The 25,279-nt window shown below is 41.6% G+C and carries 20 protein-coding genes; 5 read left to right on the forward strand and 15 right to left on the reverse strand.

Annotation, left to right across the window (positions count from 1 at the left end; translation table 11 throughout):
- Positions 1-27: 27 nt before the first annotated feature.
- Positions 28-531, reverse strand: coding sequence for a PAS domain-containing protein (locus tag ACOQOA_RS03800; protein WP_420547322.1), 504 nt, complete (start codon positions 529-531; stop codon positions 28-30).
- A 217-nt stretch (positions 532-748) separates the two neighbouring features.
- On the opposite strand from ACOQOA_RS03800, the gene ACOQOA_RS03805 reads away from it, so the two are divergent.
- Entirely contained in the window at positions 749-3,850 is a 3,102-nt protein-coding gene (locus ACOQOA_RS03805; RefSeq protein ID WP_420547323.1) for an ABC transporter transmembrane domain-containing protein, read from the forward strand.
- A 47-nt stretch (positions 3,851-3,897) separates the two neighbouring features.
- Here ACOQOA_RS03805 and ACOQOA_RS03810 read toward each other — a convergent pair whose 3' ends face one another.
- From ACOQOA_RS03810 to ACOQOA_RS03865, 12 genes are all read right to left on the reverse strand, one after another.
- On the reverse strand, positions 3,898-4,806 hold the full coding sequence (locus ACOQOA_RS03810) for a metFprotein (protein ID WP_420547324.1): 909 nt from the start codon (positions 4,804-4,806) through the stop codon (positions 3,898-3,900).
- A gap of 81 nt (positions 4,807-4,887) precedes the next feature.
- A complete protein-coding gene (locus ACOQOA_RS03815; RefSeq protein ID WP_420547325.1) occupies positions 4,888-6,975 on the reverse strand; it encodes an ASKHA domain-containing protein in 2,088 nt (695 codons plus the stop codon).
- Positions 6,976-7,096: 121 nt separating this feature from the next.
- Complete coding sequence (locus ACOQOA_RS03820; RefSeq protein ID WP_155153026.1) at positions 7,097-8,005, reverse strand: methyltetrahydrofolate cobalamin methyltransferase; 909 nt, start codon at positions 8,003-8,005, stop codon at positions 7,097-7,099.
- A gap of 219 nt (positions 8,006-8,224) precedes the next feature.
- Positions 8,225-9,097 (reverse strand): homocysteine S-methyltransferase family protein, encoded by an 873-nt coding sequence (locus ACOQOA_RS03825; RefSeq protein ID WP_420547326.1) that lies wholly within the window; start codon positions 9,095-9,097, stop codon positions 8,225-8,227.
- A 13-nt stretch (positions 9,098-9,110) separates the two neighbouring features.
- Positions 9,111-9,953, reverse strand: coding sequence for a methylenetetrahydrofolate reductase (locus ACOQOA_RS03830; protein WP_420547327.1), 843 nt, complete (start codon positions 9,951-9,953; stop codon positions 9,111-9,113).
- Between the two features lie 2 nt (positions 9,954-9,955).
- Entirely contained in the window at positions 9,956-10,945 is a 990-nt protein-coding gene (locus ACOQOA_RS03835) for an ArsR/SmtB family transcription factor (RefSeq protein WP_420547328.1), read from the reverse strand.
- A 152-nt stretch (positions 10,946-11,097) separates the two neighbouring features.
- Positions 11,098-11,400, reverse strand: coding sequence for a virulence factor (locus ACOQOA_RS03840; RefSeq protein WP_420547329.1), 303 nt, complete (start codon positions 11,398-11,400; stop codon positions 11,098-11,100).
- A 17-nt stretch (positions 11,401-11,417) separates the two neighbouring features.
- Positions 11,418-12,083 (reverse strand): DUF1638 domain-containing protein, encoded by a 666-nt coding sequence (locus tag ACOQOA_RS03845; RefSeq protein WP_420547330.1) that lies wholly within the window; start codon positions 12,081-12,083, stop codon positions 11,418-11,420.
- Between the two features lie 5 nt (positions 12,084-12,088).
- On the reverse strand, positions 12,089-12,775 hold the full coding sequence (locus tag ACOQOA_RS03850) for a corrinoid protein (RefSeq protein ID WP_420547331.1): 687 nt from the start codon (positions 12,773-12,775) through the stop codon (positions 12,089-12,091).
- Between the two features lie 223 nt (positions 12,776-12,998).
- Positions 12,999-13,616, reverse strand: a complete 618-nt coding sequence (locus ACOQOA_RS03855) for a tetratricopeptide repeat protein (protein WP_420547332.1) — start codon at positions 13,614-13,616, stop codon at positions 12,999-13,001.
- 28 nt (positions 13,617-13,644) lie between these two features.
- Positions 13,645-15,402: an adenylate/guanylate cyclase domain-containing protein gene (locus ACOQOA_RS03860; protein WP_420547333.1), complete on the reverse strand. Its 1,758-nt coding sequence runs from the start codon at positions 15,400-15,402 to the stop codon at positions 13,645-13,647.
- Positions 15,403-15,678: 276 nt separating this feature from the next.
- Positions 15,679-16,578, reverse strand: a complete 900-nt coding sequence (locus ACOQOA_RS03865; RefSeq protein ID WP_420547334.1) for a YgfZ/GcvT domain-containing protein — start codon at positions 16,576-16,578, stop codon at positions 15,679-15,681.
- Between the two features lie 187 nt (positions 16,579-16,765).
- Here ACOQOA_RS03865 and ACOQOA_RS03870 point away from each other — a divergent pair, with 187 nt between their 5' ends.
- Genes ACOQOA_RS03870 through pyrC form a run of 4 tightly spaced genes read left to right on the forward strand, consistent with a single transcriptional unit; the run spans position 16,766 to position 21,373 of the window.
- On the forward strand, positions 16,766-17,518 hold the full coding sequence (locus ACOQOA_RS03870; RefSeq protein ID WP_420547335.1) for a glycosyltransferase family 2 protein: 753 nt from the start codon (positions 16,766-16,768) through the stop codon (positions 17,516-17,518).
- Positions 17,515-18,549: a glycosyltransferase gene (locus ACOQOA_RS03875; RefSeq protein ID WP_420547336.1), complete on the forward strand. Its 1,035-nt coding sequence runs from the start codon at positions 17,515-17,517 to the stop codon at positions 18,547-18,549. The genes ACOQOA_RS03870 and ACOQOA_RS03875 overlap by 4 nt, the downstream gene beginning before the upstream one ends.
- A gap of 17 nt (positions 18,550-18,566) precedes the next feature.
- On the forward strand, positions 18,567-20,333 hold the full coding sequence (gene asnB / locus ACOQOA_RS03880) for an asparagine synthase (glutamine-hydrolyzing) (protein WP_420547337.1): 1,767 nt from the start codon (positions 18,567-18,569) through the stop codon (positions 20,331-20,333).
- Between the two features lie 5 nt (positions 20,334-20,338).
- The gene (gene pyrC / locus ACOQOA_RS03885; RefSeq protein WP_420547338.1) at positions 20,339-21,373 is read left to right on the forward strand and encodes a dihydroorotase; all 1,035 of its coding nucleotides are present in this window, start codon (positions 20,339-20,341) and stop codon (positions 21,371-21,373) included.
- A gap of 1 nt (position 21,374) precedes the next feature.
- Here the strand turns inward: pyrC and ACOQOA_RS03890 are convergent, their stop codons facing one another.
- Together ACOQOA_RS03890 and ppdK are read right to left on the reverse strand one after the other, a co-directional pair.
- Positions 21,375-22,409, reverse strand: coding sequence for a response regulator transcription factor (locus tag ACOQOA_RS03890; protein ID WP_420547339.1), 1,035 nt, complete (start codon positions 22,407-22,409; stop codon positions 21,375-21,377).
- A 171-nt stretch (positions 22,410-22,580) separates the two neighbouring features.
- Positions 22,581-25,244 carry a pyruvate, phosphate dikinase gene (gene ppdK / locus ACOQOA_RS03895; protein ID WP_420547340.1) on the reverse strand — a complete coding sequence of 888 codons (2,664 nt, stop codon included), beginning with the start codon at positions 25,242-25,244 and terminating at the stop codon, positions 22,581-22,583.
- Positions 25,245-25,279: the final 35 nt, after the last annotated feature.

The raw sequence follows: 25,279 nt of genomic DNA on the forward strand, positions 1-25,279 counted from the left end.
GCCTGAAGTTAGCTTCAGGCGTTTTTTTTAATTATCTAGGTTTCGGCATTCAAACGATCGGAAAATAAAATCATCCGCTGCGAAATTAAACGCCATTTGTTCGATATCGTATTCGCAAACCTGAACACATAGAATTTGGACAATTTCCCCTTCTGTGTTTGCCAAAGGTAGTAAGATTAATTCTACTCTTTTTTCATCCAGAGAAATTGCCTTACCAACAGCAACTGAAGTATTGTTTCGAACAGTATCGAAATAACTTCCAAACAAAGCAGCAATTTCTGTTTCGAAAATTTCTTCTATTTTTTTTCCTGCAAGGCTTTTTTTATATGTTTTCTGCACTATATCACCTGCTAGGCGGCAAACATAAGTTTCTTCCTGAGGGATAAATTCAAAAATGGCAAGATGTGAGAAAACATCAGGGATTCTTGTTAAATCAATAGATGATCGAAAAGGAACCACGCGCGACGACTTACAATCACACCAGTGATTGTATAAATTACGTAATAAGCCGTTTTTAATTAGTTCACGCATAGCAACCAGCATTAATCATAACAGTATGAAAATACTATTTTATTATTTGCCGAGAAAATCAACAAGGAAGTATTCACTTTATTATATTTATTGTGATGAATTTCTTAAATGAAACTATCTGAATAGTGATAAGGTTGGACCTATATAAGGATTCACTATAACCTGTAGCTCATAAGATTCTCTAAATACTGCATACAAAAGACAGAGAGACATAACATTGGATCGTAGCCTTTTCAAATTTATATGGCGTTACAGTAAAGCACAGCAAATCACGACGCTTGCACTTATTCTCGCTTCTTTTCCGTTTCTCTATTTTTCTCTAGATCTTCCAAAAACAATTGTGAATGAAGCAATTGGTGGGGCTGCAGATTATTTTGTTCTGTTCAGTTTTAATCTATTTGGCTTTCAATTCGATGGCATAGAGATGGGTCAGCTAGAATACCTCTTCGCTCTTTGCCTAATTTTTCTGCTTATGGTCTGCATAAATGGCGGCTTTAAATTACGTATTAATACCTATAAAGGGGTTATGGCAGAGCGCTTGTTGCGTCGCATTCGTTATCTTTTATTAGAACGTACCTTACGCTTCCCTCTGTCACAGTTTCAAAAAACATCTGCTGGTGAAGTTGTAACGATGGTTACGGCTGAGGTGGAACCTCTTGGAGGTTTTTTTGGCGACGCCTATGCTTTGTTGGCTTTCCAAGGCGGAACCTTCATTACAATCATGACATTCATGTTCATACAGGATCCATTACTTGGACTCGCTGCCTTTATTTCCATTCCTGTCCAAGGATACGTTATTCCTAAACTGCAAAAGAAAGTTAATGCTTTAGGAAAGGAACGTGTGAAATATGTACGTTCCCTTTCTAATCGAATTAATGAAGTCGTGGCTGGTGTAGAAGATATTCATGCGCAAAATCATTCAAAGTTCATTTTGGCTGATATGTCTGATCGCTTAGGGAAAATCTTCTGGGTTAGATTTGATATCTATAAACGTAAGTTCTTTATGAAGTTCTTAAATAACTTCATTGGACAAATGACCCCCTTCTTCTTCTATTCTGTTGGCGGTTATCTCGTCATTACTGGAGATTTAACATTTGGCGCGCTTGTGGCGGCCCTCGCTGCATATAAAGATCTAGCGGCTCCTTGGAAGGAGTTGCTTAACTATTATCAACGCATGGCTGATTCCAAGATTAAATATGAACAAATTCATAGTCAATTTGTCCCTGAAGGAATGCTAGAAGCTGATAAATTTGATGGCCGCCCTGAACATGAAATCACCCTAAATGGCGATCTAAAAGCAACCTCTCTAACGGTTCAAGATGAAGATGTAATGCTAATAGATAATGCCACCTTTACCCTTAAAAAAGGCTCTGCCAATTTAGTCACAAGTAATTCTGGCTCCTCCCGAGATAGTTTGTCTAGATTATTAACTCGTTTACAATCACCATCGAAAGGTAGCATAACCGTTGATGGGAATGAGTTTTCTAGTCTACATGAAGAAACAATAGGGCAGAATATTGCTTATCTATCAGCAAGCCCTTCTTTCTTTGATCGTTCGATTGCCGATAATTTATTCATGGGCTTACAGCAACTACCACCAAAAGAAGAAAGCCATGACGAGGAGAGATTAAAAGGTATCGTAGAATCTATTGCGGCTGGTAATAGTAAAGATAACATCACTCTTGATTGGATCAATTATCCCTTGGCAAACTCTAACGATTATGAAGATTTACGTCACCAATCAGTTGAGATACTTGAACAAGTTGAACTTTCAAACGATTTATTCAACTTGGGCTTACGTCAGGTTATTGATGTGAATTGCAACCGGGATTTTGCTGATAACTTAATGAAAGCACGTCAAGCTCTTTGGCCCTACTTGGAAGAGAGGGGAATTTCAGACCTAGTTAAGCCATACAATTTCGACAGTTATAACGAATATACTACCGTTCATGAGAATATTCTATTTGGGCGACCAATTCATGAACGCTTTAATGACGTTAACTTCATGCAACAACCTGAAATAATAAAGCTTTTGGAAAAACATAATCTTTATAACATGTTCCTTACAATTGGCCTGCGTAGCGCAGAAATAATGGTGGATATGTTCAAAGACGTTACCCCAGGACATACCTTCTTTGAGCAGTTCAGTTTTGTTGATGAAGAGAATTTGCCTGTTCTTAAAAATATTGTAGCAAAAGCCAAAAACACCGAAATCGATGATTTAGGAAAAGAAGATAAAGATATTTTACTTTCCCTCCCCTTACGCTTGGTGCCTCAACGCCATCGTCTTGGCTTAATTGATAATAGATTTAGATCAAAATTGGTCGAATTAAGAAAAGATATTTGGGAAGAGTATCGTGAATTTTTTGTGCATGACATTCAAGGTTTCGATTCAGACCATTATAATGAGAATCTTTCGATTCAAGATAATATCCTCTTTGGTTCAATTGCATTTGGTCGCGCGGACGCAACCTCAAAAATTGAAGAAGCTTTAATTTCGATTACAGATCAATTAAATCTTCGTGAGCCTGTAATTAGAGCTGCTTTCGGATTTAACGTCGGTATTGGAGGTGCACGCTTAAGCGCTGCGCAACGACAGAAACTTGCCCTTGCCAGAAACATTCTGAAAAAACCAAATATTCTTGTGATTAATGATGGATTAAATGCGCTTGATGCCAAAACAAGAGAAAGAATTTGTAAGGAACTTCCGCAACTTACAGATAATGCAACAACTGTTTGGATTTCTACATCTGAACCAGAAGGTTTCGATTATGATACACATTACGAAATCAAAAACGGTAAAATTGCACTGATTGATGGCTCTACACCTCTTCAAGAAGAAGAAATTATACAAACTCAGAATATGGGGGAAGAGGCAATGGTTTTGCAAAGTTTACCTCTATTTTCTGAATTGGAGCCTTCACAATTAAAACTGCTAGCCTTTACAGCAGAGCGCAAACATTACCTTGAAGGTGAAAACCTATTCCGCCAGGGTGATGAAGGCGATACCGCATATGTTATCCTAGATGGTGCGGCAAATGTCATTCTAGAAGATGAAGACGGTTCTGAGTCTATCTTATTCTCGTTGGGTCGTAATAAACTTGTCGGCGAATTGGCTCTGCTTTGTGATACACGAAGAACAGCTACAGTTAGAGCAATCAAAGACTTAAATGCCTTGCAGTTAAATTCAGATGTATTCGCTGAACTTGCTCGTCAAGATGCCAACTTCTCTTATCAAATGACGCGTGACCTATCTCAAAGATTGGTAGATACCACTGCTGAACTGAATGCTAAATCCAACGGCGACTCAAATAAATAAAAAGGCTGGTTAAAAACCAGCCTTTTAATCGATCAGCTTATTTGCAATTAACCAATATCAACGGTCAATTTGAAGCCATCTTTTTTATGATCTTCGAAATTGCCATCTTGAACCGCATATAACCATGCAGCAGATTTCTTCAAGCCACCTAACGGATATAAATGACATTGGGAAATCTTAATATCTGAATCAGCTTTGCAAGCTTCTGCTAATTCCAACACCAAGTTATTTGGTTGGCGTACAGTCATTAATTTAGCAATATTTGCAGCCTGACGTGTCAATACACGCATAGACGGACCTACACCACAATGCTGAGCATGTTTGATTAATGTTTTAATTGTCGCTAAGCCTGGGATACCAATATGAATTGGAAGTTCATTTCCGTCTTCTTCTCGGATACGTTTTTCCCACTCCAAAATTGGCTTGGATTCGAAACAGAATTGAGTAGCTAAATAAAGCTGCATATCTGTCTCTTTTTGATACGAATTCTTATCACGAATTGCCTGTGCAACATCTGCTTCTGGAATATCCGGTGTGCCTTCGGGATGTGATGCTAAACCACATTTTTTGATTCCATATTTTTCAAACAATCCTGTTTGTAACACTTGCATAGAGCTATGGAACTCGCCCAATGGCTTATCAACAGCGCCACCAATCAACAATGCATGTTCAACTTCAACTTCTGCCTGAAGCATCTTCAAGTTTTCTTCAAGGAAATCTTTTGAAGGAATAGAACGTGCGGCAAAGTGAGGTACAGGGTTCATACCTTGATCACGTAATTTACGTACTGTTTTTACTGTATCAGCAAAATCAGAACCCGGTAGAAAAGTTACATAAACTGTTGTTCCTTCGCGAAGCATCTCACGAAAATCATCAACTTTTGCTGCCCCGCCCGGTGTAACTTCAACCGTACAGGTTTTCATAAATTCCTGAATTAGTTCTTTTTGTGCGCTCATTATGCCGCATCCATTTCTTAGAGGTTGGTCAATTTTGTTATCTTCCAGCCCCTAAGAATAGATGCTTACGAGATGAGTATTTTACCCGCGACGACGGCGTCTGCTCCGACGGCCACCACTTCCCTCATCTCCTTCCCCACTATCGCTCGCCGCGACCTTAGGTTCTGGTAGATTTACTACCTGCTTAAGGTTTTCATACGGCGCCGTCTTGTGTGGGAACGCCATTGCTTCGACAAAATGCGCCTGAAATTTCTCTTCCACTGCAGTTTCAATCTTTTCAATGTTTTGAACCAGAGTTTCAACCTCACGACGCGCATCTTTATTTAACAAGGCGATACGTGCACCAGTTCCAGCTGCGTTACCAACAGAGGCAACCATATCTAATTTACAATCAGGAATGAGGCCAAGAACCATCGCATATTTCGGGTCTATATGACTACCGAACGCGCCAGCAAGAACTACACGTTCCACAGGTTTACCTAATTTATCGACAAGAAGCTGTGCGCCTGCATAAAGTGCCGCTTTTGCTAATTGAATAGCACGAACATCGGCTTGAATAACTTTAATGTCATGATGTAATACGTAATCGAATGTCCGACCATTCTCAACAACGCGATCCGTCTTACTTTGCAAGGTACCGTCAATGATACCATCATGAGTAATAATACCCGCCAGATACATTTCTGCTAACACTTCAATGATCCCAGAGCCGCAGATTCCTGTAACTCCAGTTTTGCTCGTAGCTGCAGTAAAACCTTCTTCATCTGACCACAAGTCACATCCAATTACTTTGAAACGTGGTTCAAGTGTTTCTGGATTGATCCGAACACGTTCAATCGCACCAGCAGCAGCACGCTGGCCTGAAGAGATTTGGGCGCCTTCTAGAGCTGGTCCAGTTGGACTGGAACAGGCCAATAAACGATCTTTGTTACCGAGTACGATTTCAGCATTGGTACCAACATCCACCACCAAAGTGATTTCATCGCGGAATTGTGGTCCTTCTGCTAATGTAACAGCGGCGGCATCTGCACCAACATGCCCAGCCACACATGGCAAGATATAAGCACGTGCGCCTGGATTCACATTTAATTCAAGTTCATTTGCCCAGACTTTAACAGCGCTGTTGGTTGCAAGAGCAAATGGCGCCCAACCAAGCTCCACCGGATTCACACCAAGTAAAAGGTGATGCATGATCGGGTTGCCAACCATTACGATATCAAGGATATCCGATAGTTTTAAGCCAGCCTCAGTCACCGCCTGAGATGCTAGGAAGTTCAATGTTTCACGTACAGCACGTGTCATGTCTTCTTCGCCGCCAGGATTCATCATCACATAGGAAACACGTGACATCAAATCTTCACCAAAACGAATTTGTGGGTTCATCGCACCAACTGAAGACACCACTTCGCCAGTTTGTAGATTTGTTAAATGCGCAGACATCGTTGTCGAACCAACATCCACTGCCAAGCCGAAGGCTTTGTCGTGGAAACCCGGCCAAACATAGATAAGTTCACCATCATGACGAACAGCGGCTGTAATTTTCCAATCCCCGTCACGAAGTGCTTTTTGCAACAACTGTAAAACTTTCAGATCGGCATCTGTCACATCAACTTCCCATTGGGATTTCAATGCTTCTGCAATACGTTCAAAGTCACCTGTTGGCTTGTGCATATCAGGTTCTTCAACCTCAACATAGTACAAGCGAACAACAGGGTTTATTTCAATATCACGTACTTCCGCACGTTTACGCACGACCTGTTTATGTACCTGCGAGCTTTCAGGTACATCAATAACCAAATCACCCTGGATGGTAGTGGAGCAGCTCAAACGGCGGTCATCATCCATGCCGCGCTTTTCTTTATAGCGCTCCTCCTTTGCATTAAATTCAGAGATATTATCTTCAGCACTTTTCAAACCAAATTTCGGGAAATCACCAACAGATTGAACAACCTGACAACGACCGCAGATACCGCGACCACCACAAACGGAATCGATATCAACACCAAGATGTCTTGCTGCATCTAATACTTTGGTCCCAACAGGAAAAACGCCACGGCGACCTGATGGCGTAAATACGATTTTTGCTGTCTCCCCTTCAACATGGGAAGTTAACTGATCCGATGAAGCTCCCGAAACGGAAACGATTTCAGCCTGTCTTGTCTCTGTCATCTTTGTTCTTCTTTTCGACTTAAATCCAAAGGAATTTTATAGTTATTATTAATTTATTATTTAGTTGATAAAAATGAAAAAAAAGGCGTCTGAAGAAATCAGACGCCTTTTACAAATTTAATTATGCTGCAGAGCGACGACGGCGACCACCACTGCGACCACCACGACCACCTGCACCTTCCGGAGCTGGCTCACGGAATTTTTGGATCCAGCGTGTGCAATCTTTATCCACGCCATTAATTACGTCAGCACCCATGATCGCGTTCATGTCTTCGTCATGAAGCGGATTCATAATCGCTGTTGTCATACCGTAACCGGATGCCATCGCCAAGAAAGCACCGTTAATGCCACGACGGTTTGGCAAACCAAAGGAAATATTGGAAGCGCCACATGTTGTGTTCACTTTCAACTCTTCACGTAGACGACGGATCAATTCCAATGCACCACGGCCAGCAGTTCCCAAAGCACCAATTGGCATTACCAATGGGTCGATTACAACGTCATGCGCAGGAATGCCATAATCAGCAGCGCGATTTACGATTTTCTTCGCAACTTCGAAACGTACATTTGGATCTTCGGAGATACCTGTTTCGTCGTTGGAGATACCAACAACAGCGGCACCATATTTTTTCACCAACGGAAGAACCTGTTCCATTTGCTCGTCTTCACCTGTTACGGAGTTCAACAAAGCTTTACCTTTATATACAGACAAACCTTTTTCCAACGCAGCAACGATGGAAGAATCAATGCAAAGTGGTACATCTACCAAAGACTGAACCAACTCGATTGTATCAGCCAAAATTTGTGGCTCATCAGCCAAAGGAATACCTGCGTTTACGTCAAGTACATGTGCACCAGCGGCAACCTGAGCTAAAGCATCAGCCTTAACTGTTTCCATGTTGCCTTCTTTCATTTCCGCAGCAAGCTTTTTACGGCCTGTTGGGTTAATACGTTCGCCGATTACACAGAATGGTTGGTCAAAACCGATTACAACTTCTTTGGTTGCAGAGCTAATGACTGTACGTGTCATGTCGTCTTCCTCGCTTGTAGTAAAAATATTTATGCGGGGTATTAAACACACCAGCTGACCATACCCCCAGTCAGCCGAATTATTACTTCTGCTGTGTTTACGCCATCAAAAAGAATTGAGAAGCCTCAATCGCGCCCAATTCAATTCTGTGCGCGTCATCTTAATTTGAAAACTTGCGACATTTCACTTTGTCGCAAGCTTCAAATTATTTTTTGGCATTTAGGCTAATGCTAACTCTTTATCTTCATCATAATAGTTCCATGATGAAACAGGTTCAAAACGATCAACCGGTGCGATTTCCTTGGTCCAACTTTGTAAAGGACGTAATCTGTCTTCAGCCAGTCCACGTAAAATGCCATCCAATTGAACAATATCGGATACAGATGCTCCGCCACCGATCAAATTGACCTTTTCATGATCAATCCAGCCTTCAACATCCTTCGCATCTTTCGCAAATCCTGGACGATAACGTACCACGCCATCTACTTGCGATAAAACATGACTACTATAGTTCGTTCCGGCTTCTTCACGGTTTTGTTGCAGAAATAACGCAGCGCCATGATAACCATGTGCAGATAATGCTTTGCGAGCGCCAGTCACAATTGGCTGAATACGACCAATGCCTGGTAAGCAATCAAGAAGTAGCCCATCTACACCACCAGCAAGCAATGCTTCCGCCTGTAGGGAAATAGCCTCAACAACCTCTGCAGGCCCAGCGGTCCAACCTGTATCGCGAATAATACCCAATACAAAACGACGACGACCATTTCCAGCAACAGAATCCACAGCTTCAGATGCGATTTCAGCAGCTTTATAATTAAGAATAAAAGCTTCCTGCTCTAGCTCACTTCCTTTCAAACTTAACGGTGAGATATCCAAACTATTTGTTCGTACTATATCCGCACCTGCAAGAAGATGCTTCTGATGTGCTTTAAATACCAAGTTGGGGCGCGTGATGTTAAGTACAGCTAAAGTTGCTGTATTTCCATACAAATCACGTTCCACGTCCAAAGAGGACATATCAAGGCTGCGAGCCAAAGGTGCATCAGATAAAAGTACACGTTCGTCGAGAGCTTTAATAATATTGCGCATGATATTTCCTCCTCTATGCGGCAAGTTTCTGTTCAGGATAAATGCCTAATGAATGGCAAATGGCCAATGTTCTAGGCACATTATTTAATGTGTAAAGATGAAAATCCTTCACCCCTTCTTTGTTCAATCGTTCGACTAATTCAACGACTGTCGTAACTGCCACGGCTGCAGTCGCTTCTGGCTGATCTTCCAACCCAGAAAATCGGTCTATTATGAAGTCGGGCACTGTCGCTGCACATTGTTTTGCAAAGCGTTGAACTTGTACCAACGACGAGATCGGTAAAATTCCTGGTACAATTTTCACATCCATGCCCAGTGCGTCACACTTGTCTCGGTATTTGAGAAAAACATCTGCATCAAAAAAGAATTGCGTTAGCACCCTTGAAGCACCAGCCTCAACCTTACTTTTAAGATGTGTTAACTCAGCCTCCTGAGAGGCAGATTTTGGATGTATCTCAGGATATCCGGCGACCGAAATTTCAAAACTATTTACTTCTCGAATCGTAGCAACCACATCAGCTGCACATTTGATTTCACCTTTTCCAGCCTCGTCACCGCGTAAAGCCACGATATGACGGACATCATTATCCCACCATTCAGACACCAACGCCTTAATCCGCTCTTTATCCTGACCACCACCGGCCAAATGCGGGACAAATTGTCTCCCCCCAATACTTTGAGCTGATTTCGCAACGAGTTGTTCACTTCGACTACGATCAGAAGCCCCCGCCCCGTAAGTCATGGATTGGAACATTGGAGAATATTTCTGAAACGTGTTTAACATCTCAAGATATTTCCCATGCCCGGTTGCATGTTTAGGGGGAAAAGTTTCAAAACTTAGCCGAATGGCAGACATTGTTACGCCACCTCCTCAATCGAGTTTATATTTGCAGGTAAATCCGCGGTCCAAAGACATACGGTCAGCGGACCATCTTCAAAATTGATAGGGGCATTTAGACTCAGCCCGGCATTTTCACACCATCGGGTAATTTCATCATTAGAGAAACCTGACCAAAGATGCGCATGTTTCTTACGAAGCTCTTCATTTGAGTGAGGCGCAAAATCCACAATCACGATACGACCACCAGGTGCTAAAACACGTGATGCCTCGCGGATGGCAGCTTCAGGATCACTCGCATAGTGCAAAACCATATGAAAACATGCTGAATTAAATGCAGCTTTTTCGAATGGTAGATTATACATATCCGCTTGGCGCACCTGACATTTATCCAATTCTGTTTTTGCCAAAGCAGAACGTGCAATTGCAAGCATCTGGCCTGATGTATCAACACCAACAGCCGCTTCAACTTTATCAGAAAGAACGGATAAAATACGCCCTGTACCCGTACCGATATCAAGAAAATGTCCCATATCATGTTTATCGAAAGCTTTGATCAAAGCAGCTTCGACCTCAGCTTCATCGACATGCAAACTGCGAATTTTATCCCATTCAGATGCATTGACTGCAAAATACTCTGCTGCCTTTTGATCACGTGTTTCCTTAATGCGGTCAAGACGCTCTAAATCCTTAGTGATAATCGGGTCATCCAATGGCACAAGGTCTGTAATTTGCTCAACCAATGTTGCTAAAGATTGATTGGTGCGACGCCCTGCGGCCAACGAAGATGCATCACCAGTTGCTCGATACCACGCCCAGCTTCCTTCTTGTTGACGCTGAAGTACGCCGGCCTCCACCATCAATCGAAGATGTCGAGAAACACGTGGCTGACTTTGACCGAGAATGTCCACAAGCTCACTTACCGTTAGCTCGCCATGCGCACATAAAACCAGAATTCGAAATCTGGTCGGTTCCGCAATCGCCTTAAGGGCTTCCAATAATTCATCCATCGTCTAACTCCATCAATATAATGATATAAACATTTCTTTATATCATAGTCAATTCAAAATGTCGCATTTTCATATACAAACAGTCGCATAAATAAAAAAGGGTTGGAAAACCAACCCTTTACCTAGCAGATTCTTTTAGAATTAATTCACAATCAAGCTTCATTTCCGCCATTTGCGACCAATTCTTTTAATCTTTCATCATCGTAAGCTGCTTCAAGTTCGGCTGCTTTTTTATTTGCCTCTGCCTCAAGATCATCAGAAACCTCAACAGGCGCAGCCTTTTTCCATTCCGCTAAATAATCTTCAGTGCCACGTGCATCACCACGCATTGCAGCACGATCAATTGCTTTCTCAAAACGCTCATCTAAAACAACTTTCACTTGATCACGACGCCCCTTCTTACAAATCACCTGTGCAGGGATATCACGCCAATATACAACAATTAATTGAGCCATCTTAATTTCCTATTCCATCATTGTTTATGAGTATAGTCGCCCTTGGCGATAAAATCGGCAAGTTCACCATATCCTGTTTTTACAATTTTTAATTCCAGTTTCAGCTTGTCTGCTGCATCCTGAGCCATATCTAACAATTTACTGTCTTCTGTTTGGGCTAGATAAACAACACGCTTATAATTTCCAAACATTAATTCTAACATTTGCGGATATTTGTTTAACCCCATACCTTCCATAATCAACGCATCAAACTGACGAACTAGATAATCAGTTAGATAGAAGGTACCTAACTCTTCATCAGCCAGTTGTTCGAATGCGTCTTGCCCATAAAAAAAAGCATAACAATGCGCCCCTTGAATACGATCGACATTATATCGACGACAGATGTTATCCAACTGGCCACCAGTACCACAATCCGCATAACCAATCAGAATTCTTTCATATTGATCTTTATATTGGACAATCTTCTCTTCCAATCTTTCCGGTATAGCGTCCGGACGATTATGAAGATTCGCTGGTAAACAAGTAAGTGAGATATGGGTCAGATCATTTAATTTGATGATCGTCAAAATTTCTTTTGCCAATGCTCCACATGCAATAACAAGTGTTTTGGCATTTTCAAAAAAAATCTCCGGAGCCTCTTCAGACTCCGGAGATTTCAAATTGTCAGGCAAAGCAGACATAACGATTATTGGTTATGCTTACGAGCCATGTATTCTTTAGCTGTTTCAACGGCAACCGCAGCATCACGACAATAAGCATCAGCACCTACTTCACGTGCAAACTCTTCGTTCAATGGCGCGCCACCAACCAAAACAGTATAGTCATCACGGATACCTTGCTCTTTCAAAGTATCAATAACAACTTTCATGTACGGCATTGTTGTAGTCAACAAAGCAGACATACCCAAGATGTCAGGCTTATGCTCTTCTAACGCAGCTAGGTATTCTTCAACGGACTGGTTAATACCAATGTCGATAACTTCAAAACCTGCGCCTTCCATCATCATGGATACAAGGTTTTTACCAATATCGTGGATATCACCTTTTACAGTACCAATAACCATCTTACCTTGTTGCGGCGCACCAGATTCAGCAAGTAACGGGCGAAGAATTGCCATACCAGCTTTCATGGAGTTCGCAGACATCAATACTTCTGGTACGAATAGAATACCGTCGCGGAAGTCAACGCCAACGATGCGCATACCTTCAACAAGTGCTTCTGTTAGAACTTTATATGGCGCCCAGCCACGTTCCAAAAGAATTTCTGTACCTTCAGAGATCTCATCAGCAAGACCGTCGTAAAGGTCGTCCCACATTTGCTCAACAAGTTCCTGATCGTCCAGTTCACGCAGGTCGAGTTCTTCATCAGACATTGGCGTCATTCCTGTATCTTATATAAGTGATAAATTAATTTTCCTACGCCACAAATAATCCAAAAAGACAAAAGGCAGCAATAGAATTTCCGACTAATGGATATATATTTGCGGCAATAATCCAACTTTTTTACACGCGACAGGGTTTATACCCGCTGCGACAGTGTGAAAAAAATATAAAAAAAACGTTAAAAATCAAAGAAATAGTATTTTATTGATTTTGTTATTCTGATTTTTCGAAATTCTCATCAGCGTTTTTAAGCTGATTTAACAAAGAAATAGAAGTTTGATCACCAGCCTGCGCAGCTTTCTCTAACCATATTTTTGCAGAAGGAATATCAGGTTTTCCTCCCTCTCCTCGCCAATAAATCATTCCTAACTGTCGCATAGCGATTACCATTCCTGCTTCAGCGGCTTTTTGATAATATTTTTGAGCAAGCTTTAGATCTTTATTTAAACCATTTCCATATTCATGTGCGTAACCCAGATTATAGTTTGCCTCTGATGATCCTAGTAATGCTGCAATTTGATACATCTCATAGGCTTGCTCTAGTTTATTGTCAGCTCTAAATAGTCTGGCCGCGGCGATTGCACCATCAAGACTTCCTGCCTCCGCTGATTTTTTATACCAATGCATAGCATTTTGCAGTGAGGCTTCAGGTGCAACTCCTTTCTCATTAAGCAGACCAAGAAAAAACATAGCTTTATGGTCACCAGATTGTGCTTTTTCTACGTATCCGTTGTAAACAAAACTAGGTAACTCTTCATTCGCAGATACCAAATGCGTATAAGACACAAGCAACAGACCTGTCGCCATTCCAAGTTTCAATAGTCTATGCATCAACATATCCGCCCAATACTATTATTTATCAGGATTTAACTGATACTTCATATACAGATTGCGGGTCCTCAAAACCTTTGAGTTCAAATTGCCCGACAGATTTAAAGCCGAAAGGTTTACCACGGCACATTTCCATCACAATTCCTGAAACAGCAACTTGCTCAGCATCCGCCTTATCCATGACACGTGCCGCCATATTTACCGGTGTCCCAAATAAATCTCCATTTTCATGGATAGGTTCCCCGGCGCTAATTCCTATTCGAATCTGAAATCCCATAGCGGGCATTGCTTCGGCAAACTTTTGAACACCACGTTGCATAGCAAGGCCAGCTTCAACGGAATTCACAACAGCTGGAAAAGAAGCCATAATCCCGTCACCAGTATGTTTAATTTCCTGCCCTGCATATCTATTGATAGCTTCACGGATGATATCATTATGCGCACGAATTACTTGCATCATCCACTCCTCACCTTTTGTTTGTTGGTTAAGGGTAGAATTAACAATATCAGTAAATAATACCGCTACAAACTTACGTTCAGGATCAGCTTCAACTGGCTTTTCCGATTCTTGCTTTCGAGATTTCGTTTTTTTCTTTTGTTCTTTTAGTTCGGGGAAACGCCATGACTGTATTGCATCTTCAAGATTATTTTTACTTCCCGCCTTGCCTGACTTTTTGATCTGATTATTGCGACCAAGCGCATACATATCAAAATAATTTTCATCAAGAAGATACTCATCAATGTTGCTACAAAAACCTTTTGCTTGCTCAACAGGCAAATCCAATTTGGCAACATTTGACACCAATACCTCCAAACTAGGTTCTTTATCCAGATTATGAATATGCATGAGTTCTTCATTTACACCTGCCATATACAAAATTAGACCAAATCGAGTATACGCATCTGTCTTTGCCGTCTCTCCCACGATGGAAAGGGCATCGGTGATAATCGAAGCAAGTTCATTATCGCAAACTTCCAATGCATCCTTTGGACTTAATCCAGTTCTTTTACTCAAATCGCTGGATGCCGATAATGATGAAACATCTTCTTCATCGCCTCTATCTTCATTTATTATCGATGAACCTATAGATCTTTCTGCAATTGAGCGTGTATCCGCAATTGGAAATGGCTCATCATTATCCGGCAAATCATCGTCTATATCTGAAAAAGAGGTCGACTCTGTTATTATTTCTTCCGTTTGGTTGACACTATCGGAAGTCATTTCTTGCATCATCGATCTAGCTTCGACTTCCTTGTTAGCTTTAGCTGTTGTAGCTAACAATCTCTTCAATTTTGGAACAAAGAATAGCAGGAAAGTCGCTATAAAAATGAAGGCTAAAAGCCCCATTGTTGTATCTCGTCCAAGGAAAATATCCATAGAACTTAAAATCAAATAAACTGTTACAGATGCGAATGTACCAGCAAGTGTTGCAAAAAAGAACGCAATCATAATACCAAACATATTCAACTGCTCGTCTTTTTTTCTTTTCTTTACGGGAGCACTTCTCATAGGTGGCATCTTACTCTCAGTTTTTTTAGCAGGCATTGCTTTCGCACCACCACCGCCAATTGGCGCAGAAGGTTTGGGAGAACTTGGACGAGAAGATGCTTTCTTCGGAGCCGCCTTACCTCCGGATATAGCTGAAATCTGTGGTTTGGATTGCATGGAAGGAGTATGGTAAATAATACTCTCTGTCGCATCATTATCAGACGCACTAAACGCCTCACGTATAACTACAGCTCCGTCAACGTTAGAAAGCTTTTCGACAGTTTGAGCCTCTTCCAAAGCGGCCTCACGTCTATTTCCATCAAAATGCGCATGAAAATTCCAACGTGTACCCTGGAGAGTATAAACTTCGAAATTAATCGTTTTAACTGCCATCAGTTTATAACTACCTTCATTGCATTCGCGAAATGCAAAAATCCCGTGGATACATAGACTTAAAACATAAAAATACGTTCACGTAAATGTTAGATCGGGCTTATCGATAAAAATACACCAATAACACAAACCTCTAATAAAACTGATAGTCGAAACGAAACATTATCATTCTAGATTTTTTTAGACTGATGTAGAATTCTCTTCTTTTATCCAGCCAGGATATTCTATAAGGACTTCGGCTTCACCTACCATAAATGGCATTTGATCATTCTGCGCCTTTTCCATCCGATCTAGACGGATAAATGCCAGAGCTGTATTTTCAGAGACAGACCGAACATGACCAATGTCTTTATCTCCTGCTCGAATCATCTCTCCTGAACGAACCATATTACTCATAGCTCCAGATACAGGTTTAATTATCATCAATCGTTTTTTTATTAATGCACGATACTTTGTGCGGGCAGTTAACTCCTGCCCCATATAACATCCCTTGTTCCAATCAACTCCGTTGAGTTCATCAAAACCATACTCAAGTAATAGTCCTTTATTCTTTTCAATATCTTGACTACCGTCGGGAATACCTGCCTCTATTCTAACAGCTTCGTATACTTCTTTTGGTTTTTCGTCTATTGATTGATGATATTTTAAGAATGCATCACTGTTTCCAACAAAACGATAACCTAACTGCGAATTCCTTGGGTCAGAATAAACTACTCCACCCTCTGCCGGTAAAACACAACCATCTCCTTTAAACCCCCAATCTTCCATTAGTAAAACGCAGGATAGAGACTGATCTATGCCCAATTGGATATCAGATCTTAATTGATATTTACGTAGCAATTGCCCAAGAGGCATCATCTCATCCTTATGACAATCGATAACAAGTGTTTCTTGCTGAGGAAAAACAAAAAAATCGTATAAGAATTTTCCTTGAGGCGTTAGTAATGCAGCCCAGATGGCGTGCCCTTCGCGACATTTCTCAATATCATTTGAAATTAAACCCTGCAAAAATTCATATCTATCATCTCCAGAGACTGTAATGAATGCACGTGTCAAATCGTTAATATAGAAAGCCGTCATTTAAAATATGCCTTGTTGTTTTGAACATTATCCAGAGAATAAAACCATAAATCCAATTTACAGGTAAGTTCTCTCACCTGACTTGGCAAGATACAAATAGTGTATAAATAAACCATTTTTATTGACCTATGGCGCTTCGATGCCTAAATCTAAGCGTTGAAAATCATCAAATTTAATGGATTTATAAATGTCAGTCGAATTATCGGCGCTCGTAGTGGCGCATAATGAAGAAAAACAACTTGCCGCCTGTTTAGAATCCTTGATGTTTGCTGATCAATTAGTTGTTGTATTAGATAAGTGTACTGACCGAAGTAAAGAAATCGCTGAAAGTTTTAATGCAAAAACTGTTGAAGGAAGCTGGCCGATTGAAGGTGATCGCCGCAATGTTGGTTTAGACGCATGTGACGGTCAGTGGATTATTGAACTCGATGCCGATGAACGTGTTACATCTGAACTTGCGAATGAAATCAAAGTAACACTATCCAACACAACTGCAGGATATTTCCTTCTGCCTTTTGATAACTATGTTGGTGAAAGACTTGTCCGTTATGGCTGGGGATGCAGCTGGGGGGTCAGTGCCGCCCCACGACTACATAAAAAAGGAAATAAACGCTGGGGGCAACAACGTGTACACCCCTCAATTGAACTGATAGGCGAAAAACAGGAACTGAAAGGTCGTATTGATCATTATGTTGATCGCAATATTTCCGATATGATCAAACGACTGGATTCCTATACCAATGCGAAAGCCAAAGACTTACGAGAGCACCCAGATGGTGTTGGATATGCCCGCAATATCAGACGTTTCTTTTCACGTTTTATTAAATGTTATTATGGCCGCAAAGGGTATAGAGAAGGAAAATACGGTTTCTTAATCGCATTGATGGCCGGCCTTTATCCTATCCTTTCCTATCTTAAAGCCAATTTGGAAGACGAATGACCAAACTATTACAAATTATGGCTGGCGCGAAGGTTGGTGGCGCTGAAAAATTCTTTGAACGATTAGCTATTGCCTTTCACAACGCGGGTATTGAGCAACATATTGCTATTCGACAAAACCCTGAACGTGAAAACCTGCTAAGTTGTGCGGGTATCATGCCATCCACACATCGATTAGGTGGCTTTTTTGACTTTAAATCTCGACGTGAAATACAACAAATAGCCGAAAAACATAATCCTGACATTGTTCTAGCCTGGATGAGTCGTGGCGCTAGTTTTATGCCAAAAGGTAATTTTGTTAAAGTTGCGCGTTTGGGCGGTTACTATGATCTAAAGTATTTCAAAAAATGTGAATACCTAGTCGGCAACACAAAAGATATTTGCAAATATCTTAAAGAGAAAGGATGGCCAGAAGACAAAGTTTGGTATTTACCGAACTTCGTGGATGATACGATCATGCCCCCCCAAAGTCGTGCAGAATTAGATACACCCGAAGATGCTCCTTTGATGTTAGGGCTAGGTCGATTACATGAAAATAAAGCTTTTGATTTGGGTCTAGAAGTCGTAGCAAAACTTCCAAACACTTATTATTGGATCGCAGGTGCTGGGCCTAAAGAAGACGAATTAAAGCAGCAAGCAGAACAATTGGGTATCACAGATCGAGTACGGTTCTTAGGTTGGAGAACAGATATCGCTGCTCTTTTTGCAGCTGCTGATATCTTTTTATGCACATCACGCCATGAACCATTAGGTAACATGATGATTGAAGCTTGGGCACATGGCACACCTGTTATTGCAGCAGCGTCACAAGGCCCAACAGAACATATAACTCATGGCCATAATGGTTTGCTGAGCCCGATTGATAATGTGAATAAGATGGTTCAAAATGTTCAAACACTTTTGGATAATCAGGATCTATCTATTGAAATAGCAAGTAATGGGAATCAATCGTATAAAGAAGCTTATACTGAAGGTCAGGTTGTAGCTAAATATCAAGAATTCTTCGATAACATATTAAAAACAAAAAGTTAATTTAAGGACCCCATTTCATGTGTGGTATTGCTGGAATTATGATGCGTGATGGCTCTACGCCAAATATCGACATCTTGGATAAACTTGCAAATGCAATTTCCCATCGCGGTCCGGATGGTCAGGGTCGTCATATTTCCGGTGCTATAGGACTCGTGCAAACAAGATTAGCGATCATCGACCTTAATACAGGTGATCAACCCCTATACGATAAAGACGGTAGCGGTAGTGTTCTGGTAGGTAATGGGGAAATATATAATTACCTAGAGCTTCGAAAAGAGTTTGGTGAAGAAAAGTTCTCAACAAATTCTGATTGTGAAATTCCCCTGCAAACCTACTTGCGAGATGGCGTCACTTATGCAGATAACTTACGCGGAATGTATGCTCTTGCAATTCACGACCCCAACGAAAACAAATTGATCATCACACGTGATCCTTTTGGTATTAAACCGCTATATTATGTAGAGCAAGAAAACTACTTCGCATTCGCATCTGAAGCACAGGCCTTAATTAATGCCAATTTAGTAGACCCGATTGTCAGTGATCGGAAGCAACATGAATTACTTCAATTGCAATTCACTTGTGGCCAAAACACAATATATGAAAATATAAAACGTGTTTGGCCTGGCGAGACAATTGTGATCCAATCTGGCCGTATTGTTGAACGACATTTGCGCCCTGCGTTACCGCAACGAAAACCTAGAACCATCACCGACAAAGAAGCACTCTCTCAGTTAGATGAGATTCTTTATACGACAGTCGATATTCATCAACGTTCTGATGTTCCTTATGGGCTTTTTCTATCTGGTGGTATCGATTCTACAATTCTACTCTCCTTGATGGCAGAGTTAAATGACAAACCCGTAATAGCCTACACTGCTGGTTTTTCTGATACACAAGTGCATGATGAAAGAGATCATGCACGTATGCTCGCATCAGTCACTGGGGCAGATCATCATGAGATAAACTTTGGTGAGAAAGATTTTTGGCAAACTCTTCCTCAAATAGCGGCAGCAATGGATGACCCCGCTGCTGATTACGCTATCTTACCTACATGGAAGCTAGCAAAGGCTGCTGCCCAGGATCTAAAAGTCGTCCTATCGGGTGAAGGCGGAGATGAACTATTTGCCGGTTACGGCAGATATAGAAGTGTTATGCGTCCATGGTGGTTAGGAGGGCGAAATGTGCGCCATCGCGGTATTTTTGATAACATGAATATCCTACTCGATAACTCAACAAGTTGGAGAGACCGTATTACTAGCCATGAAGCAGTTTCTACAAATTCTGGGTGCAACAAACTACAAACCGCGCAGGCAATTGATTGCGCTGACTGGTTACCGAATGACTTACTAACTAAGCTAGATCGTTGTTTAATGGCACATGGCTTAGAGGGGCGTACACCATTCCTGGACCCGGTAGTGGCTGAATTTGCATATCTCTTACCAGATAAATTGAAGGTAAAGGGGCGTTTAGGGAAATGGTTACTACGTAGTTGGCTGGAAAAACGAATGCCAGAGGCAAAACCATTCGAAAAGAAGCGCGGCTTCACAGTGCCTGTTGGTGAGTGGATTATTAATAAGGGTAGAGTTCTTGGTGAGCTTGTTGCAAAGCAGGACTCCATTAAAGAGATTGCTGATGCTAAATCTGTAGAAAAACTCTTTATCACCGAAGGTAAAAGAGAATCTTTTGCAGCTTGGTCCCTACTCTTTTATGCCTTATGGCATAAAGCAAATATTGAACAAATAAATCCCAATAATAGAAATATACTAGACGTCCTAGAAGGATAATGATCATGGATAGCATTACCATCAAACGCCCAGATGACTGGCACCTTCACATCCGCGACGGTAAAATGATGGAAGCAGTATTACCGTACACCGCTAACGTATTTGGACGTGCGATCATTATGCCTAACTTAACGCCTCCTGTGATCACAGCCAAAGATGCCAAGGAGTATTATGCGCGAATTCAAACCGCTTTACCTAAGGATACTAAATTCAAACCTCTTATGACTGCCTATCTAACTGACAGTACCGACCCAGATGATATCGCTAAAGGTTATGAAGAAAACGCCTTTGTTGCAGTAAAGCTTTACCCTGCACATGCAACGACTAACTCTGCACATGGCGTTTCCGATATCGCCAATGTAGATGCTGTGGTTAAAAGGATGTCTGAAATTGGTATGCCATTACTAATACATGGGGAAGTTACCCGTTCAGAAGTTGATATTTATGATCGCGAAGCTGTCTTCATTCAAGAAACATTGATGCCTTTAAAAGAAAAATACCCTGACCTGAAAGTTGTATTAGAACATATCACTACATCCGAAGCCGTTGATTTTGTAAAATCAGCTGATGATACTGTCGCCGCGACGATCACGCCACAGCACATTATCATTAATAGAAGCGATATGTTTAAAGGCGGTATAAGACCACATTTATATTGTCTTCCAATTGCAAAAAGAGAAAAACATCGCCTGGCAGTACGAGAGGCGGCTGTTTCAGGACATAAAAGTTTCTTCTTAGGAACAGATTCTGCCCCTCATCCAATAGGTGCTAAAGAAAGCTCTTGTGGCTGCGCTGGTATTTTCAATGTACCTGCAGCAATTGAGACCTATCTGGAAGTATTTGAAGAAGAGGGAAAAATTGAAAACTTTGAAGCCTTCGCATCCCTTAATGGCCCCGCTTTTTATGAAATGCCAGTGAATGAGGATAGTATTACTCTCGCAAAGCAGAATTGGGAGATGGAAAATGAAATCGTTATTGATGACGTAACTTCACTGCATCCCTTTAAAGGCGGGAAGACAGTCCACTGGAAAGTGCAGTAACTTACTCTGCACTGAGATCCTCTGTTGCTTTTTTATCTAATTCCTGTTGCTCACGTAAGCGACGTTTCTCTGCTTGTCGCTTCTGAAAACCGCTTACAGCACCCGTAATTTGACTTGATAATGCTTCTGCATCTGAATCTGGATTAAACGCTAATAAAATCGCGTCCGATAAAGGTTTAATTAGCTTTATATCTTTTTCTGATGGATTCTCTAAGTCGCTCAACAAAGAGAGGGAGACCGTAGTAAGCGTTTCACATAATTCAGAAACATGTTCATACCCAGTACCATGTAATCGTGACGCTGTATCAGATGCAGATCTATGAAGGCGCCTAACGAAGTCTTCCACTTCTTGTGTTTTCTCACCTGCAATCAATTTTGGTTGTAGCATCTCAACCACAAATGAAATTTGGAACGCATTACGTTGCATTTTCAATTCATTTACCTGATTGTTTACCGATGCAATTGCACGAGATAACTCTAAATGAGAGATTTCCTTGCCTCTAACTTTAGCCTCTAATGTATTTGGGACAACCATGCTAGGAATTGCGCTATTTCGATTGGCATCTTTACGTCGGTCTGGCCCAATATAATCACTAGTAACAATAAATTCCTTGCGAGCGCTGATAAGGGCTTTAATACGATCCATAAGCCCATTAGGAGAAAATGGTTTTAGCAAAATATCGTCGGCCCCGGAATCAACAATACGTCCAATCAAATGAGAATCAGCGGACCATAATGTCGCAATAATTGGAATATAGGGATTCTTACCAAGCTTACCGTATCTAATATCGCGGACTAGTTGAATCGCATCACCTGAACGATCTTCCATTTCGGCATCAAGGATCAATAAATCCGGCATTTCCGACATAAGGGTTACACGCACAGGTTCAAGGCGCATAAAATCACGCGTTTGTGTTAAACCTTCCTGTGCCAAAACATTTCTAATCGTTGTTCTTATACTGGATTTATCTTCCACATATAGAACATTAACTTTATTCAAATGTTTTTGTGCGCCGACTTTTGACAGCCCAGCCATCAACATCCTCCAAAAGGGCTAAACTCGATTTTATAAGCAAAATAAAATGTTTAGCTACTTCGCATACTTATTTTTATATAGGAGTTTCTTTTGCCTCGCCACCTATTTTTAGCGGCAAAAGAAAAGGCAGCATGGGCATGCTGCCTTTTCCACAGATGATCCGATAAAGAATTATCCTTTATTTATAACTGCTTGAGCAGCAGCTAATCTTGCAATTGGCACACGGAAAGGTGAACAAGACACATATTCCAAGCCAACTTCTTCACAGAATTGAATGGAAGCCGGGTCACCACCATGTTCACCACAGATACCAAGCTTGATATCTGGGCGTGTCGCACGACCACGTTCAGAAGCAATTTCGATCAATTCCCCAACACCTTCTTGATCAAGTGTCGCAAAAGGATCAGCTTTTAAAATTCCACGCTGTTCATAAGAACCAAGGAAGCCTGCTGCATCATCACGAGACAAACCATAAGTTGTTTGCGTAAGATCATTTGTACCAAACGAGAAGAAGGCAGCTTCTTCTGCGATTTGCCCTGCACGTAACGCAGCACGTGGTAATTCAATCATTGTTCCTACAACATAATTCGGTTTAACACCTTTTTCAGAAGCAACTTCTTCACCAACGCGATCGATAACTGCGCGCATCAATTCAAGCTCTTTCTGGATACCAACCAACGGCACCATGATTTCGCATTGTGGTGCTTCGCCTGTTTCTTGTTGAACTTCAATCGCTGCTTCCAAAATAGCGCGCGCTTGCATCTCACAAATTTCTGGGTAGGTGTTCAACAAACGACATCCACGATGGCCAAGCATCGGATTGAACTCATGTAACTGAGACGCACGATGTTTAAGTTTATCAACAGATACGCCAACTTGTGCAGCAACCTGTTCAAACTCATTTTGCTCACGTGGCAAAAATTCATGCAATGGAGGATCCAATAAACGAACAGTTACAGGTAAGCCTTTCATAATTTTGAATAATTCAATAAAGTCGGCTCGTTGCATTGGTAAGATTTTTGCCAATGCAGCACGACGACCGTCTTCATCTTCGGCCAAAATCATTTCACGCATCGCAACGATACGCTCACCTTCAAAGAACATATGCTCTGTACGGCAAAGGCCGATACCTTGTGCACCGAAATTGGCAGCAGTACGCGCATCTTCAGGTGTTTCCGCATTTGCGCGTACTTTTAGACGACGAATACTGTCAGCCCATTCCATCACACGCCCAAAATCACCAGATAATTCAGGTTGAACAGTCGGCACTTCACCAAGGATAATGTCACCTGTGGAACCGTCGATAGTAATCCAGTCCCCAGCTTTCACTTCTGTACCACGAACAGAGAATACACCGGATTTATAGTCAACATTGATATCACCTGCACCAGCCACACAAGGGCGGCCCATACCACGTGCCACAACAGCTGCGTGAGATGTCATACCACCACGTGTTGTTAGAATGCCTTGTGCCGCATGCATACCATGGATGTCTTCTGGTGATGTTTCGATACGAACCAACATCATTTTTTGGCCTTCAAGTGCGCGTGCTTCCGCCTCATCAGCGGTAAACACAACCATACCACTTGCAGCCCCCGGGCTTGCAGGCAAACCTTTTGAGATGATGTTACGTGGCGCATCAGGATCAAGACGTGGATGAAGGATTTGATCCAGGCTTTGTGGCTCAATACGGCTCACAGCAGTTTTTGTATCAATCAATTCTTCATCGACCATATCACATGCAATTTTAATAGCCGCATGTGCAGTACGTTTGCCCGCACGTGTTTGCAGCATATATAATTTACCTTGTTGCACGGTAAATTCGATGTCCTGCATATCTGCATAATGTTTTTCAAGAATGATACGAACATCAGCCAATTGATTGAATACTTCCGGCATCACTTCTTCCATCGCAGGAAGCTTAGAACCATGTGCTTCTTTACCTGCAATTGTAAGATGTTGTGGTGTACGAATACCGGCAACAACATCTTCGCCTTGTGCGTTTACAAGATATTCACCATAGAAGATGTTTTCACCTGTAGATGGGTCACGTGTGAAGGCAACGCCTGTTGCACAATCATCCCCCATGTTACCGAATACCATTGCTTGGATGTTAACAGCTGTTCCCCATTCTTCGGGAATTTTGTTCAGTTTACGATAGACAACAGCGCGATGTGTCATCCAACTATTAAAGACGGCACCAATTGCACCCCAAAGCTGTTCTTTAGGGTCTTGCGGGAAGCCTTTACCAAGTTCTGTTTGAACAATACTCAGGTAATCAGTTACTAAGGCTTTCAAATCGTCCGCATCTAGGTCTGTATCCAGATAAACGCCTTTTTCTTCTTTTTTGATTTCCAACTGGTCTTCAAACAAATGATGATCCATATCCAAAACTACGTTGGAATACATTTGGATAAAACGACGATAACTGTCATATGCAAAACGCGCATCGCCTGATTTGGTAGCTAAACCTTCTGCGGTAGCGTCATTTAAACCAAGGTTCAAAACTGTATCCATCATCCCCGGCATAGAAGCACGGGCCCCAGAACGCACAGAAACCAGCAATGGGTTTGCTGGATCACCAAATTTCATATCACTTTCAGCTTCAAGCTTCGCGAGCGCCGCTTCGACTTGGTCTGTCAGATCGGATGGATAGTTACGTTCGTTTGCGTAATAATGTGTACAAACCTCAGTTGTTACAGTGAAACCTGGTGGCACAGGTAAACCAATATTACCCATTTCAGCAAGGTTTGCACCTTTACCACCAAGAAGATTACGCATATCGGCTTGGCCCTCTGCCTTGCCGCTTCCGAAGCTATATACCCATTTGGTCATAGTCTTTGATCCTTGTTCATCCAAGAATGGCTCTT

Origin of the sequence: Curvivirga sp. (assembly GCF_965219885.1) — a bacterium.
Classification (GTDB): Bacteria; Pseudomonadota; Alphaproteobacteria; order UBA8366; family Aestuariispiraceae; genus Curvivirga.

What these genes read in the sequence shown, in the direction of transcription:
- asnB (WP_420547337.1), top strand. Translation starts at nt 18,567, where the DNA reads ATGTGTGGTATTGCTGGAATTATGATGCGTGATGGCTCTACGCCAAAT.
- ppdK (WP_420547340.1), bottom strand. Translation starts at nt 25,244, where the DNA reads ATGACCAAATGGGTATATAGCTTCGGAAGCGGCAAGGCAGAGGGCCAA.
- ACOQOA_RS03820 (WP_155153026.1), bottom strand. Translation starts at nt 8,005, where the DNA reads ATGACACGTACAGTCATTAGCTCTGCAACCAAAGAAGTTGTAATCGGT.
- pyrC (WP_420547338.1), top strand. Translation starts at nt 20,339, where the DNA reads ATGGATAGCATTACCATCAAACGCCCAGATGACTGGCACCTTCACATC.
- ACOQOA_RS03850 (WP_420547331.1), bottom strand. Translation starts at nt 12,775, where the DNA reads ATGTCTGATGAAGAACTCGACCTGCGTGAACTGGACGATCAGGAACTT.
- ACOQOA_RS03845 (WP_420547330.1), bottom strand. Translation starts at nt 12,083, where the DNA reads ATGTCTGCTTTGCCTGACAATTTGAAATCTCCGGAGTCTGAAGAGGCT.
- ACOQOA_RS03825 (WP_420547326.1), bottom strand. Translation starts at nt 9,097, where the DNA reads ATGCGCAATATTATTAAAGCTCTCGACGAACGTGTACTTTTATCTGAT.
- ACOQOA_RS03840 (WP_420547329.1), bottom strand. Translation starts at nt 11,400, where the DNA reads ATGGCTCAATTAATTGTTGTATATTGGCGTGATATCCCTGCACAGGTG.
- ACOQOA_RS03875 (WP_420547336.1), top strand. Translation starts at nt 17,515, where the DNA reads ATGACCAAACTATTACAAATTATGGCTGGCGCGAAGGTTGGTGGCGCT.
- ACOQOA_RS03890 (WP_420547339.1), bottom strand. Translation starts at nt 22,409, where the DNA reads ATGGCTGGGCTGTCAAAAGTCGGCGCACAAAAACATTTGAATAAAGTT.
- ACOQOA_RS03800 (WP_420547322.1), bottom strand. Translation starts at nt 531, where the DNA reads ATGCGTGAACTAATTAAAAACGGCTTATTACGTAATTTATACAATCAC.
- ACOQOA_RS03815 (WP_420547325.1), bottom strand. Translation starts at nt 6,975, where the DNA reads ATGACAGAGACAAGACAGGCTGAAATCGTTTCCGTTTCGGGAGCTTCA.
- ACOQOA_RS03835 (WP_420547328.1), bottom strand. Translation starts at nt 10,945, where the DNA reads ATGGATGAATTATTGGAAGCCCTTAAGGCGATTGCGGAACCGACCAGA.
- ACOQOA_RS03810 (WP_420547324.1), bottom strand. Translation starts at nt 4,806, where the DNA reads ATGAGCGCACAAAAAGAACTAATTCAGGAATTTATGAAAACCTGTACG.
- ACOQOA_RS03865 (WP_420547334.1), bottom strand. Translation starts at nt 16,578, where the DNA reads ATGACGGCTTTCTATATTAACGATTTGACACGTGCATTCATTACAGTC.
- ACOQOA_RS03855 (WP_420547332.1), bottom strand. Translation starts at nt 13,616, where the DNA reads ATGCATAGACTATTGAAACTTGGAATGGCGACAGGTCTGTTGCTTGTG.
- ACOQOA_RS03830 (WP_420547327.1), bottom strand. Translation starts at nt 9,953, where the DNA reads ATGTCTGCCATTCGGCTAAGTTTTGAAACTTTTCCCCCTAAACATGCA.
- ACOQOA_RS03870 (WP_420547335.1), top strand. Translation starts at nt 16,766, where the DNA reads ATGTCAGTCGAATTATCGGCGCTCGTAGTGGCGCATAATGAAGAAAAA.